This window comes from Stenotrophomonas sp. S49 (assembly GCF_016624905.1).
GTDB lineage: Bacteria > Pseudomonadota > Gammaproteobacteria > Xanthomonadales > Xanthomonadaceae > Stenotrophomonas.
In genome coordinates, this window is the sequence record NZ_JACVUD010000015.1 from 1 (window position 1) to 11,594 (window position 11,594).

14 protein-coding genes are annotated in these 11,594 nt (G+C 68.5%); 3 read left to right on the forward strand and 11 right to left on the reverse strand.

What is annotated here, in order from left to right; translation table 11 throughout:
* From IAE58_RS05330 to IAE58_RS05355, 6 genes are all read right to left on the reverse strand, one after another.
* A partial coding sequence (locus IAE58_RS05330; protein WP_199932863.1) for a transposase occupies positions 1–237 on the reverse strand: 237 nt, incomplete at its 3' end.
* Positions 238–469: 232 nt separating this feature from the next.
* A complete protein-coding gene (locus IAE58_RS05335) occupies positions 470–1,189 on the reverse strand; it encodes an energy transducer TonB (protein ID WP_199932864.1) in 720 nt (239 codons plus the stop codon).
* Positions 1,186–1,611, reverse strand: coding sequence for a TonB system transport protein ExbD (gene exbD, locus IAE58_RS05340; RefSeq protein ID WP_199932865.1), 426 nt, complete (start codon positions 1,609–1,611; stop codon positions 1,186–1,188). The genes IAE58_RS05335 and exbD overlap by 4 nt, the downstream gene beginning before the upstream one ends.
* Before the next feature lie 7 nt (positions 1,612–1,618).
* A complete protein-coding gene (gene exbB / locus IAE58_RS05345) occupies positions 1,619–2,326 on the reverse strand; it encodes a tonB-system energizer ExbB (protein ID WP_233614717.1) in 708 nt (235 codons plus the stop codon).
* Positions 2,313–2,774 carry a YbaN family protein gene (locus IAE58_RS05350; RefSeq protein ID WP_199932897.1) on the reverse strand — a complete coding sequence of 154 codons (462 nt, stop codon included), beginning with the start codon at positions 2,772–2,774 and terminating at the stop codon, positions 2,313–2,315. The genes exbB and IAE58_RS05350 overlap by 14 nt, the downstream gene beginning before the upstream one ends.
* Positions 2,775–2,805: 31 nt before the next feature.
* Positions 2,806–3,393, reverse strand: a complete 588-nt coding sequence (locus tag IAE58_RS05355; protein WP_199932866.1) for a biliverdin-producing heme oxygenase — start codon at positions 3,391–3,393, stop codon at positions 2,806–2,808.
* Positions 3,394–3,497: 104 nt separating this feature from the next.
* Between IAE58_RS05355 and IAE58_RS05360 the strand changes: the two genes are divergently transcribed.
* Complete coding sequence (locus tag IAE58_RS05360; protein WP_108754064.1) at positions 3,498–3,755, forward strand: DUF2789 domain-containing protein; 258 nt, start codon at positions 3,498–3,500, stop codon at positions 3,753–3,755.
* Between the two features lie 66 nt (positions 3,756–3,821).
* On the opposite strand, the gene IAE58_RS05365 is transcribed toward IAE58_RS05360, so the two are convergent.
* The 5 genes from IAE58_RS05365 to IAE58_RS05385 all read right to left on the reverse strand — a co-directional run bounded on the left by IAE58_RS05365 (position 3,822) and on the right by IAE58_RS05385 (position 9,491).
* Positions 3,822–6,743: a TonB-dependent receptor gene (locus IAE58_RS05365; RefSeq protein WP_199932867.1), complete on the reverse strand. Its 2,922-nt coding sequence runs from the start codon at positions 6,741–6,743 to the stop codon at positions 3,822–3,824.
* Positions 6,744–6,898: 155 nt separating this feature from the next.
* The gene (locus IAE58_RS05370) at positions 6,899–7,837 is read right to left on the reverse strand and encodes a FecR domain-containing protein (RefSeq protein ID WP_199932898.1); all 939 of its coding nucleotides are present in this window, start codon (positions 7,835–7,837) and stop codon (positions 6,899–6,901) included.
* A gap of 103 nt (positions 7,838–7,940) precedes the next feature.
* The gene (locus IAE58_RS05375) at positions 7,941–8,441 is read right to left on the reverse strand and encodes an RNA polymerase sigma factor (protein WP_199932868.1); all 501 of its coding nucleotides are present in this window, start codon (positions 8,439–8,441) and stop codon (positions 7,941–7,943) included.
* Positions 8,442–8,523: 82 nt separating this feature from the next.
* The gene (locus tag IAE58_RS05380) at positions 8,524–9,000 is read right to left on the reverse strand and encodes a hypothetical protein (protein ID WP_199932869.1); all 477 of its coding nucleotides are present in this window, start codon (positions 8,998–9,000) and stop codon (positions 8,524–8,526) included.
* Positions 9,000–9,491 (reverse strand): hypothetical protein, encoded by a 492-nt coding sequence (locus IAE58_RS05385; protein ID WP_199932870.1) that lies wholly within the window; start codon positions 9,489–9,491, stop codon positions 9,000–9,002. Before IAE58_RS05385 ends, IAE58_RS05380 begins: the two co-directional genes overlap by 1 nt.
* A 183-nt stretch (positions 9,492–9,674) precedes the next feature.
* Between IAE58_RS05385 and ppa the strand changes: the two genes are divergently transcribed.
* Positions 9,675–10,211, forward strand: a complete 537-nt coding sequence (ppa, locus tag IAE58_RS05390; RefSeq protein WP_199932871.1) for an inorganic diphosphatase — start codon at positions 9,675–9,677, stop codon at positions 10,209–10,211.
* A 151-nt stretch (positions 10,212–10,362) separates the two neighbouring features.
* Positions 10,363–11,484, forward strand: coding sequence for an HDOD domain-containing protein (locus IAE58_RS05395; RefSeq protein WP_108757094.1), 1,122 nt, complete (start codon positions 10,363–10,365; stop codon positions 11,482–11,484).
* Positions 11,485–11,594 lie beyond the last annotated feature (110 nt).

Genomic DNA, 11,594 nt, shown 5'->3' on the forward strand with positions numbered 1-11,594 from the left:
TCGTGCCCGAGCTGGGTTGATGCGCACCATGGGCAGACCGGCAGCGTGCAAAGCATCCAGGACGGCATGCTCGTAACCCCCGCTGGCCTCAAGAACAACCTGCTTGATGGGCCACTTCTTCAGCCACCGAATCAGACTGACAAAGCCACGCTTGTCGTTGCTGAATTGGCGAAATTGCTCTTCATGGACAGCCACATCCAGCGTGGCTTTGCTGACATCGATCCCGATCCCAAACATGGCAGAACTCCGCTAGGCTGACAGGGTCGAGAGCTCCCCCCGCTTGCCCAGTCTTATCAGTTCGAGCGCCAACTCAACCAACTGTTCGGGCGGTTCAGGGAGAATCCGGCGTGGGGACCCAAGCTACTTCACGGTCGCAAGACCTGGATCCACACGGTCGCCCACGCCGGGCTCTCGGCACCCAAGGTGCCAGATCGGCAAGAGATAAGATCCACGCCATGCGTGGATGCGGTCAGCGACCGCGCAGGAAGAACGACACCGGCACCATCACCTGCACCGGGTCGCCGGCCACCTCAGCCGGCGGCGCCGGAACCGGGCTGGCGCGCGCAACGGTGTCCAGCGTTTCCTGGTCCAGCAGCGTGTGGCCACTGCTGCGTTCAATGCGCGCCGCGGTCACCCGGCCATCGCGGAACACCGCGAACCGCACATATGCAACACCCTGCTGGCGCAGGCGTTCGGACTGCCGTGGATAGCGCCGGTGCTGCTGCAGATGGCCCAGCAGCAGGCCCTGCCAGGTGGCGTTGGCGGTACTGGGCTGCCCCGCCGTGGTCTGCGCCGCGGCGTAACGCGTCCCTGAATCGGCGGCGACCTGCGGCGGCGCGCTGGTCTGCGCGATGTTGGCATCGGCGGTGTCCGGCGAGGGGCGTGGCTGCGGCGCGCGCGGCGGCGGCAGATCGCCCTGCGGCTGCACAGGCACCTGGGGTTGTTCGTGCTGCACCGGCTTCGTTGCCTGCCGCTGCTGTTGCAGCAGCAGCGGCCCGCTGGCGACCTCGCGCGGCGGCGCGGGCGGGGCCTGTGCCATCGGCGCCAGTTCCAGCATCAAGGCCGCCGGCGCCGCCACGGGGGGCTGCACCGATGCGCGGGCCGCCCACCAGCAGGCCACGCCGATCAACAGCGCATGTGCCAGCAGCACGATCGCCAGGCTGGTCGCCCAGCGCCGCAGTCCGCTCATCGGGCGCCCTGCTCCAGCCCGACCAGCGCCACTTTCAGGTGGCCGGCAGCGCGCAGCGCATCCAGCGTGGCCATCAGCTCACCGTAGGCCACCTGTGTATCGGCGCGCAGATGGATGCGTTGTCCGGTGTCACCCCCGGTCGCGGCCTGCAGCGCCGCTGCCAGACCCTCGCGCGTGACCGCCTGCTCGCCCACGCGCAGCGACAGATCGGCCTGCACGGTCACATACACCGGTGCCTGCTCGCTGGGCGCGGCCTGCGCGCTGCTGGTCGGCAACTGCACTGGCACCGACACCGTGGCCAGCGGTGCGGCCACCATGAAGATGATCAGCAGCACCAGCATCACGTCGATGAAGGGCGTGACATTGATTTCGTGTGCTTCTTCCGGCGTATCGTCACGCTCGGACGCGGTCCTGATCGCCATGCCCGCCTCAACCGATGCCGCGCTGCGCAGCGCGGTCCAGATCACGCGAGACCAGTTGCTGCACGCCCGCCGACAGATCGCCCAGCAGGCCGCGCAGGCCGGCCAGCACGCGACTGAAGTGGTTGTAGACCAGCACCGCCGGAATCGCGGCCACCAACCCCAGCGCGGTGGCCAGCAGGGCCTCGGCAATGCCCGGTGCAACCACGGCCAGGTTGGTGGTGTTGCTGTGGGCAATGCCGATGAAGCTGTTCATGATGCCCCACACCGTGCCGAACAGGCCCACGAAGGGGGCCACTGCACCAATGCTGGCCAGCACGCCGATACCGCGCCGCTGCATGCGCGCGGTGTCCAGTTCGATGCGGTCCAGGCGCGAGGCCACGCGCTCCTTGATGCCTGCGCGGTCCGCCAGCCCGGTGGACAACTGCAGTTCGGTGCGGGCGGCCAGCAACATGGCGGCGGCCGTGCCCTGCCCCAGCGTGGCGTCCTGCGGCTCTGCAGGCAGCTGTGGCGCAGACAGCAGCTGAGTGCGCGCGGCGCGCAGCGCGCGGGCCTGGCGCTGCAGTTCCCAGCCCTTGGCCAGCAGCACGGTCCAGGTGGCCAGCGAGGCCAGCGCCAGGGCGATCATCACCGCTTTGACCACCACATCAGCGGCCAGGTACATGGCCCAGGGGGTCAGCGCGGAAGGGGCCATCGGGGCCAGGTCAGCAGGCAGCATCGTCGTTACGTCCATCAGCATCAGGGGCGGCGCGGCGGCGGCCGGCACGCAGGTCGGCCACGTCCATCTGCAGGCGCGGCGTGGGATCGGGGCGCGGCGCCGGGCGGCTGAGTACATAGCCGGCGCTGACCGCGAAGAACAGGCCGACGCCCAGCAGCAGGCGCCAGGAGGGGTGTGCACCCCAGCAGAACAAGGCGAAGCCCACCGCCATGCCGGCGCTGGCAAAGGCCTTGCCCTTGCGCGACACCGCGCCCTGTTCACGCCACAGGCGCAGCGACGCGCCATAGCGCGGGTGGGCCAGCAGGCGCTGCTCGAACTTCGGCGAACTGCGTGCAAAGCAGCCCACTGCCAGGATCAGGAAGATGGTGGTGGGCATCACCGGCAGCAGCGCGCCGATCACCCCCAGGCCCACCATCAGCCAGCCCAGTGCGAACCACAGCCAGCGCATCAGGCGCCGGCCTGCAGCGGCCGCCCAGGCATCAGCAGAACTCCCGTTCGACGTGGCCATGCACACTGCGGAACGCCGTGTCGGCGGCGTCGATCACCTGCTGTTCCTGCTCGGTGGTCAACACCACCGCATCCAGCGCAGCGGTGAATTCGCGCCAGTGGCGCGCGGCGCCATCGGGGTGTGCGGCCAGGTGGCGCGCGCCGAAGTCGCGATCCAGCCCCAGCGCAGCGGCCATCTTGTACAGCACCGTACCGCCCAGGTTGGATCCCTCGGCCACGTACAGCCAGCCCAGCGCGGCCGGCAGGGAAAGGTCATCGCCCAGCGCGGCGATATCGGCACCGGGCAGCGTCTGTTCCAGATCCTGCAGGTCGCGGCGCACCTGCTGCAGGCGGCGGCGTTCGTGCAGGTCCGGCAGCAGCGCATCCAGCGCAGGGTTGGCATACAGCGCGTCGATGCTGCGGTGGAAGCGGTACTGCACGCGCAGGAAACGGGCGAAGTTGCTGCGATTGGCGAAGATATCGCCGGCCATGATGCGCTTGTCCAGCGCACCGTGGCTGTCACGGGTGGCGGTCTTGAGCCGCACGCTGCGGCTGGTTTCGGAAGTCACGGAGGCGGTCATGCAGGGAACCCGGGGAAGCGTCGTGCAGTAGACGTCTGAACGGGGGATTTCCCCAAGCGCGCAAGCGTCGATAATGCAGGTTCCCAATCCGCCAGGTAACGACCATGATCACCACCGAACCGCGCATGACCAATCTGTTCCTGCAGCTGGGCCTGGATGCCAGCGCCGAGGGCATCGCCCAGTTCATCGGCAGCCACCAGCTGGCCACCGAAGTGGAAGTGGTTGACGCGCCGTACTGGAATGATGCGCAGCGCCAGTTCCTGGCCGAATCGCTGGAAGCGGACGCGGCCTGGACCACCGTGGTTGACGAGCTGAACGAGGCGCTGCACGAAGATGCGGTGAAGGCTGCGCGCGGTCTGTAAGCGCGCAGGCCGGGGTCAGAGCCCTTTCCGCAGGAAAGGGATCCGACCCCGATGTTGCCCGGCCGATCAATACCGCCAGGTCACCGCCAGGCGTGCGGTGCGGCCCGGGGCCGGCATCACACCCAGGGCAAGCGGGTCCAGGTAGTAGCGATCGGTCAGGTTGTCCACGTTCGCTTCCACCGACAGCTGGTCGTTGAACGCCCAGCTGGCGAAAACGTCCACCACCGTGGTGGGGCGATACAACTGCTGGATGGCCGACAGGCCCACGTTCCATTCCTTGTCCAGCTTGCTGATCGGGCCAGCGTTGTGCACCACGCGGGTGCCGAACGTCAGGCGCTCGTCGAACAGGCGCGAGCCCAGGGTCAGGTTGACCATGTAGCGCGGCGGGTTCTGCGTGTTGGTGTAGGACCCTTCGAAACCGCCGTCAACGCAATCCGGGGTGGCCGCCAGCTCGGCGTTCTTGCGCTGCACGCCATAGGCGCGGCGTTCGGCGGCAATGTCCGGCGCGCAGGTCTTGGCCTTGAAGTAGTAATGCGCGGACAGATCGGCAAACAGCTTGCCGCTGTCATAGCTGGACTGGAACTCCATGCCCGAGACCTTGAAGCGGTCGATGTTGCGGATCAGCCCGGCCGACAGGGTGCGGTAGTCGCGGGTGATCAGATCATCGATGCGGGTGTCGAAGTAGGCCAGCTTCAGCGCCAGGCGATCGCCGGCGGTGAACAGGTCGTGGTGGATGGTACTGGCGCCCAGCTCCCAGCTGTGTGCGGTTTCCGGCTTCAGTTCGGCCACCGGACGTGCGGCGGTGAACAGCCCCAGCGTGGTTTCGAACAGGCTGGGCAGCTTGGTGCCTTCGGCGTACTTCAGGTAGATCATGGCGTCTTCGCTGAAGCGGAACGCCACGCTGGCGGTGGGCGAGAACGCGCTGTCACGGCGCCGGATAGGCTGCGACCAGGTCCAGCTGACCGGCACTTCGTAGTCTTCCGGGGCGTCGGCATCGTAGAAGTTCCAGCCGCCCAGATCGGCCACCGTGCCCTTCTTGTACGGCGAGGCCAGCAGCGAGGCCTGGGTGAAGTTGCCGTTGGCGTCCGGGTACCAGTTCAGCAGCGCGATGCGCTGCGCGCGCCACGACGGCAGCGCCGGGTTGCCGTTCAGCAGCTCGGTGTAGCGGTACTGGCCCTGCACTTCATAGGCATCGACGGTGGCCAAGCGGTTGCGGTCGTGCACGTCCACGCGGTTCCAGCGGCCGCCGGCCATCAGTTCCCAGTGTTCGTTGGGCTCCCACTTCAGCGCTGCCACGGCGCTGGTTTCCTTGCGCCAGGCATTGCGCAGGAAGCGGTTGTTGACCAGGTCGTCCTGCATGATCGGGCCGGAACTGCCCGGCGCGATGTCTTCATCGCTGTAGGACAGGCCGTAATCCAGGGTGAAACGGCCCGCGCCGGCTTCGAAGAGCGAGGTGTTGCTGGCGTCCAGGCCGAAGCGCTTCTGCCGCAGCGGATTGCGGTAGGCATCCTTGTAGCCGGGGTTGCCGCTGAAGCTGGGCGCGTCGTACCACTCGGTGTGGCGGTCGAAGTACCACGGGGTGATGCCGGTCAGGCTGTTGTACATCACGCTGTCGGCGTCGGTGTACCAGGCGTTCACGCGCAGGTCGACCTTGTCGCTGTCCGGGTTGAAGCGGTAGCGCGCGCTGTAGCTCTCCATGTCCACGTGGCCCGGATCCCACTGCGGCACGCGGTCGCGGTCCACGCGGATGATCTGCGAGGCCATGATCTCGCCGGCCGTACCTTCGTAGCGGCGGTAGCCCAGTTCCAGGGTCTGCGCATCATCGATGCGCCAGGTGCCCTTCAGCAGCGCCGATTCCGAGCGCGAGGAGGTGTTGAATACCTCGGTGCGCGGCGGGTTCAGCGGCGCCAGCGTGCGCCGGGTCTGCGGGAAATCGTCGTAGCCGTGCTTGCCGGAAAAATAATTGCCATTGTCGCGGTAGGCGTAGGCGGCCACCAGATCGAAGCGATCCCAGTGGCCGGCCGCGGCCACGTTGAAGAACTGGCTGCCGGTGGCACTGCGGTCGCTGCGCGGCGCGGCATCGTAGTCCGGCAGGTTGTTGGCGCTGCCGTTGGCCAGGCCGCCGCGCACGCGCACGCCCACGTCGCGGCCTTCGCGCAGCACATCGTCCACGTTCAGCGTTTCCATTTCCACCACGCCGCCGATGCCGCCGGAGGCATTGGCCTGCAGGCTGGGGCCCTTGGTGATGGTCAGGCGCGAGATCAGGTCGGGATCGAGGTAGGTGCGCTGCGACTGGCCGGCATAGCCGCGATAGGTATCGATGCTGGACTGGCCGCCGTCGATGATGACCGGTACCCGGCTCTGGCCCTGGATGCCGCGGATGTTGACGTCGAAGCCGTTGCCGACGCGCGGATCACCGGCGGTCACGCCGGCCACGCCCTTGACGATGTCACCGGTGGAGGTGCCGCGGAAGCGTTCCAGCGTGGTGCGGTTGATCGTGCTGGTCGAGCCCACCGTGCGGTAGCTGTCGAGCAGGCGTGCTTCATCACTGACCGTACCGCCCTGCACCGGGTCGCCGGCCACGCTGAGCGTGTCGGTCACGATCACATCATCGCCGGCCTGCAGAGGCGCGCCAGCTTCCAGGATGACCGCATCGGGGCTCATCGGGCGCGCCAGCAGACCGGTGCCCTGCAGCAGCTGCGACAGCGCCTGGCTGGCCGGCAGGTTGCCACTGACCGCCTGCGAGGTACGCCCGGCGGTGAGCGCTGCGGCATAGGCCACCTGCACGCCGGACTGGCGCATGTAGCTGCGCAGTGCTTCATCCAGCGACTGGGCAGGAATGTCGAAGCGCTGCACGGCGGAGTCGGCGCCGCGCGGTGCGGACTGGGCAAAGACGGCAGGCGTGGTGGCGGCCAGGCCGGCAGCCAGCAGCGCGATGCACAGGCGGGACGGACGCGGCCGACGGCCACGGCTTGAGAAGTCGTACATAGGAAACCTGTCAGGAGAGCGTTACCGCGGACGCGGCGTCATCCGCACAGCGCGCGGACACAACGACGTACGTGGCGGCGGCGGGTACGTTCGTGGAGTAAGACGGATGGGATGAGCGGAACCCCAAGGTGAATTCATCCACGCATGGCGTGGATCTACTGGACGATGGCCACGCCCAACGGCCAGCGGGTGACCCGCAGGCCGGCGGTGGCCGCCAGCGTGTCCAATGCCTGCTCGGGGCGGTCGATGCGCAGCGCCGCGCTGATCGGTGGCAGCGATGACAGATCACCGCGCACGAAGGTCGGGCCGCTGCGATACCGCCCCAGACGGTCGATCGCCTCGGCCACCGGGGTCTGCTGCAGCAGCAGTTCGCCGCGGCGCCAACTGCCGATGCTGTCGGTGTCGGCGTCCGCCAGGCGCTGTACGCCGCTGTGCCCCCCATAGGACGCGCGCTGCCCGGCGCGCAGGTAGGTCCAGCCACCATCGGCGGGGCTGGCCACGCGCACCTGCCCCTGCCCCACTTCGGTCCGCGCGCCATCGCCCTGCCGTTCCACGGTGAACGCCGTGGAGATGTCCTCCACCACGCCGTTGCCGGCCGACACACTGAAACGCCGTTGGGCATCGGCCGCCACCTCGAACCAGGCGCGGCCGCGCAGCAGTTCGATCTGCCGTGCCGTCGCGTCGAAGCGCACGGCAATAGCGCTGTCGGCGTCGAGGACGGCGCGACTGCCGTCGGGCAGGCGCACGTCCTGCACGAATTGCTGGCTGCGGTGGTCGGCCTGCAGGCGCAGCCAGGCATCGGGCCACACCACCAGCAGCGCCACCGCGGCGGCGGCGGCCATCGCCCAGCGCAGACGCCGCGGGCGCCGACGCGGCGGCGCGACCGGCGCGCACACCGGGGGCGGCCCCAGGCTGCGCCACAGCCGACGCTCGTGCTCGAACGCACGGCGATGGCCCGGCTGCTGCAGCCAGTGCTCGAAGGCCTGCATGCGCGCATCACTCAGCTCGCCGGCCGCCAACCAGGCAATCCAGTCGCGGGCCTGCTCGGCCAGGGCAGCATCGTGGGCGGAAGATGTCGGCAGGTGCGGGCTCATGGGCTGGCGGGTGGGCGCGTTCACGCGCGTGGCAGGGTGCAGGGTGGCAGGCACGCCACTGCAGGGAAGACGTCTGCGGGCGGGCCGGCCCCAAGCCTATCCATCATCGCCCCTCGCGGGCCCAGGCCAGCCGCTGCAACGCGGAACGCATGTGGTTCTCGACGGTGGTGACCGACACTGCCAGGCGCCGGGCGATCTCGGCCTGGGTCAGGCCCTGCAGCCGGTTGAGGCGGAAGATGGTGCGCGTGGGCTCAGGCAGATGGCCGGCCGCTTCCAGCACGCGCTGCAGTTCGTCCTGCGCCATCACCTGCGATTCGGTGGACACGGTGTCCTCGTCCTGCCACAGGTAGTGATCGGCCAGCAGACGGTTGCGACGGGTGGCCTCGCGGCCGTGATCGGTGGCCAGGTTGATGGCCAGCCGGTACAGATAGGCGCGCGGGTTGTCGATGGTCTGCTGGCTGTCCACGCCGCGGGCCTTGAACCACACGGCCTGGATCACGTCCTCGGCGCTGCTTTCGCTGCCCAGGATGCGCTGCACGCGGCGCAGCAGCGCCGGCCGTTCGCGGATCAGCAGTTCGGTAAGCGTGGCGGCATTGGAGGGCATGCGCGATGGGGGCAGACAGGGGCGGCGCGCATGCTACTCCGTTGATGCGAATAAATCACGTTTGCATTGCCACGAACATCCTTCAGAGGCAGTCGGTCAGTGCCTCGTACACGCTGCCGGGCATGCCCGGCACCGGCACATGGATGGCCTCGCTGGCCGGTGCCGCCCCCCAGGCGCGCAGCACATCCTCCAGCCGCGTACCTGCGGCAATCGGCAACGCGCAGGCAAATGCGCCCTGGTCCACGTCGAAGCGGCCGTCGCCGCGCACGCGGGTATCGCTGCCGGCAAAGGTCCAGATGCAGCCGGCCAGCACGCCGGAGCCGGAATGCACCGAGCAGCGCAGGCGCATGGCCCAGAGGTTGTAGTACTGGCCTTCGCAGAAGGTATCGCCACAGACGTCGTCGAAGCCGCGCTCGAGCGCGCGTTCGGCGGCCAGGAAGCGCTCGTGGCCGGCCGCAGGCGTCGGGTACTGGCGCGCATCAACGTAGGGCCCGGCGGCCTGGAGAGCGCCTGCCAGCAGCAGACCCGCGCACAGCGCAACGGCAAGGAGCATGCGCATCAGCCCACCCTCCCCGGCCCTTGCAGGCACTCAGCCAAGCCCTCGAACAGGCCGTGGCCAACGCCGGGCAACGGCGCGGTCAAACCACCGGGCGCCGCCAGCGCGGCGTGGAAGGCTTCCACAGGCACGCCCGGCTGCAGCGGCACCGTGCAGGCCCAGCGCCCGTTATCCACCTGCACCTGCCCGGCATCGGCCTGCACTGCCAGTTCGCTGGCGGCAACCACCCAGACGCAGCGTTGCACGGTGCCGCGCGCGGCCAACACCGCGCAGCGGAACTGCATGACCCGGTAGTTGCTGTAGTCGCCCTCGCACAGGGTATCGGCGCACAACGCAGAGAACTCGCGGGCCAGCGCGGCTTCCAGATCGAAGGCACGGTCCCAGTTGGCTTCGGGATGGGGGTAGTCGATCAGATCCACATGCAGCCCGCGCGCCAGGCCGGGCAGCGAGGCAAAGAACAGGAGGGCGCCGCAGCACCCGATCATCCATCGCATGTCAGCACTCCAGGTGAACGAGGCTCCAGCCTGCGCCCGCCCGCTGGGGCCGGCCATCGGGGAAGCCCGCGCCGGCCGGTGGGCGATGCACGCCGCGGCAGGTGGGAACCGCCCCGCTGCACAGCGCCCGGCAAAGGCATAAAATGGGGGACTAACCGTCTACACCCCCACCTGGAGCACACCATGGGTCTGGAACTCGTCTCGCCCGGCAAGAACCCGCCGGAAGAAATCAACGTCATCATCGAGATCCCGAAGGACTCGGAGCCGGTGAAGTACGAAGTGGACAAGGAAACCGGCGCGATCTTCGTCGACCGCATCCTGTCCACCCCGATGCGCTACCCGTGCAACTACGGCTACGTGCCCAGCACCCTGTGCGGCGATGGCGACCCGGCCGACGTGCTGGTGGTGCTGCCGCTGCCGCTGGTGCCGGGTTCGGTGGTGCGCTGCCGTCCGGTGGGCGTGCTGAAGATGAGCGATGAAGCGGGCAGCGACGAGAAGATCCTGGCCGTGCCGGTGTCGAAGATCTTCAGTGGCTACGCCCACGTGGAAGACATCGGCCAGGTGTCCAGCCACTGGCTGGAGCGCATCGGCCACTTCTTCGAGCACTACAAGGACCTGGAAAAGGGCAAGTGGGTGAAGCTGGACGGTTGGGGTGGCGCGGCCGAGGCCAAGCAGATCCTGATCGAGGCGCACCAGCGCCATCTGGACAACAAGGCCTGATCCTGAACAGGATCGCTCCGGCGCAGCCCGCAGGAGCGATCCTGGTCACGTTTCATGACGGCGGTCCATCACTGTTGGCGCCGTATTAGGTAAATTGCGTCACTTCACACGTCTTCGACGCCCATCGTCGAGACAGCCAGGGGAATGTGTCGTGCGTATTCTGCTTGTAGGGGATGCAGCCAGCCTGCCGGCTGAGCTGTCCGAATTCATTGCCGATCTTGGGGAAGACTGGCAACCGTTGACCGCCACCGATGGCCACAGCGCGATGAGCGTGGTGGCTGCGCAGGGCGTGGACGCGGTGATCGTCTGCCCGCAGCTGCCCGATCTCAATGCCACAACGTTGCTGGGGCAGATCCGTACGCTGCGCCCGGAAACCATCCGTATCGCGCTGGTCGATGCCCAGCAGGGCAACCGGCCGCCGCCGGCGCGCCTGATCGGCGTGGCCCACCGCTTCCTGCCGCTGCCACTGGCGCCGGAAGTGCTGCTGGAGGCGCTGACCAGCCTGGAAGAGCTGCGCGAAGTGCTGGACAGCCCGCGCCTGCGCGATGCCATCGGCCGCATCGAGAAGCTGCCTTCGCCGCCGCACCTGTACCTGAGCCTGACCCAGGCGCTGGAACACGATGACGAGACCGACAGCGCCGATGTCGCCAAGCTGGTGGCCGCCGACCCGGCCATTGCCGCCAAGGTGCTGCAGCTGTCCAACTCGGCGTTCTTCAGCCAGGGCCGCACCATTGCCGACCTGCGCACCGCGGTAACGCGGCTGGGCCTGGCCACGCTGCGTGACCTGGTGCTGGCCAGCGAGGTGTTTTCCGCGCCCACGTTGTCTGCGGCCGAGCGCAATTCGCTGCAGCAGCGCGCGCTGATGGCCTCGCGCCTGGCCGCGCGCCTGCTGCCCGAATCCAGCGCCGAGCTGGGCGCCACCGCCGCACTGCTGGCCGATATCGGCCTGCTGCTGCCGGGGGTGCGCAACGAGCGTACCGACCCCTCACTGGGCGGCGATCCCCTGCCCGGCCATGCCGAGGCCGGCGCCTACCTGCTGGGCCTGTGGGGCCTGCCGATGCCGATCATCGAGGCCGTGGCCTTCCACCTGCAGCCGCAGCGTTCGACCACCCGCAGCTTCTGGGTGACCGGCGCGGTGCACGTGGCGCTGGCACTGGTGAACGGCGACCCGGTGGACGAGGACTACCTGCAGCGCGCAGGGGTGCTGAACAAGCTGCCGCAGTGGCGCGAACACGCGAATAGCCTGATGGGGCTGGTGCCCAGCGAGGCCTGAGCGCCGCACAACAAGGCAAACCGAGGGCAGGCCGCAGGGCCTGCCCTTTTTTCATGCCGCCTGCAGACCCGGTGATCGCGCAAAGAAAGAGGGCGGACCTTGCGGTCCGC

Coding starts and splice junctions, on each gene's coding strand:
- IAE58_RS05335 (WP_199932864.1), bottom strand. CDS start 1,189: ATGAGCGGACTGCGGCGCTGGGCGACCAGCCTGGCGATCGTGCTGCTG.
- exbD (WP_199932865.1), bottom strand. CDS start 1,611: ATGGCGATCAGGACCGCGTCCGAGCGTGACGATACGCCGGAAGAAGCA.
- exbB (WP_233614717.1), bottom strand. CDS start 2,326: ATGCTGCCTGCTGACCTGGCCCCGATGGCCCCTTCCGCGCTGACCCCC.
- IAE58_RS05350 (WP_199932897.1), bottom strand. CDS start 2,774: ATGCGCTGGCTGTGGTTCGCACTGGGCTGGCTGATGGTGGGCCTGGGG.
- IAE58_RS05355 (WP_199932866.1), bottom strand. CDS start 3,393: ATGACCGCCTCCGTGACTTCCGAAACCAGCCGCAGCGTGCGGCTCAAG.
- IAE58_RS05360 (WP_108754064.1), top strand. CDS start 3,498: ATGATCACCACCGAACCGCGCATGACCAATCTGTTCCTGCAGCTGGGC.
- IAE58_RS05365 (WP_199932867.1), bottom strand. CDS start 6,743: ATGTACGACTTCTCAAGCCGTGGCCGTCGGCCGCGTCCGTCCCGCCTG.
- IAE58_RS05370 (WP_199932898.1), bottom strand. CDS start 7,837: ATGAGCCCGCACCTGCCGACATCTTCCGCCCACGATGCTGCCCTGGCC.
- IAE58_RS05375 (WP_199932868.1), bottom strand. CDS start 8,441: ATGCCCTCCAATGCCGCCACGCTTACCGAACTGCTGATCCGCGAACGG.
- IAE58_RS05380 (WP_199932869.1), bottom strand. CDS start 9,000: ATGCGCATGCTCCTTGCCGTTGCGCTGTGCGCGGGTCTGCTGCTGGCA.
- IAE58_RS05385 (WP_199932870.1), bottom strand. CDS start 9,491: ATGCGATGGATGATCGGGTGCTGCGGCGCCCTCCTGTTCTTTGCCTCG.
- ppa (WP_199932871.1), top strand. CDS start 9,675: ATGGGTCTGGAACTCGTCTCGCCCGGCAAGAACCCGCCGGAAGAAATC.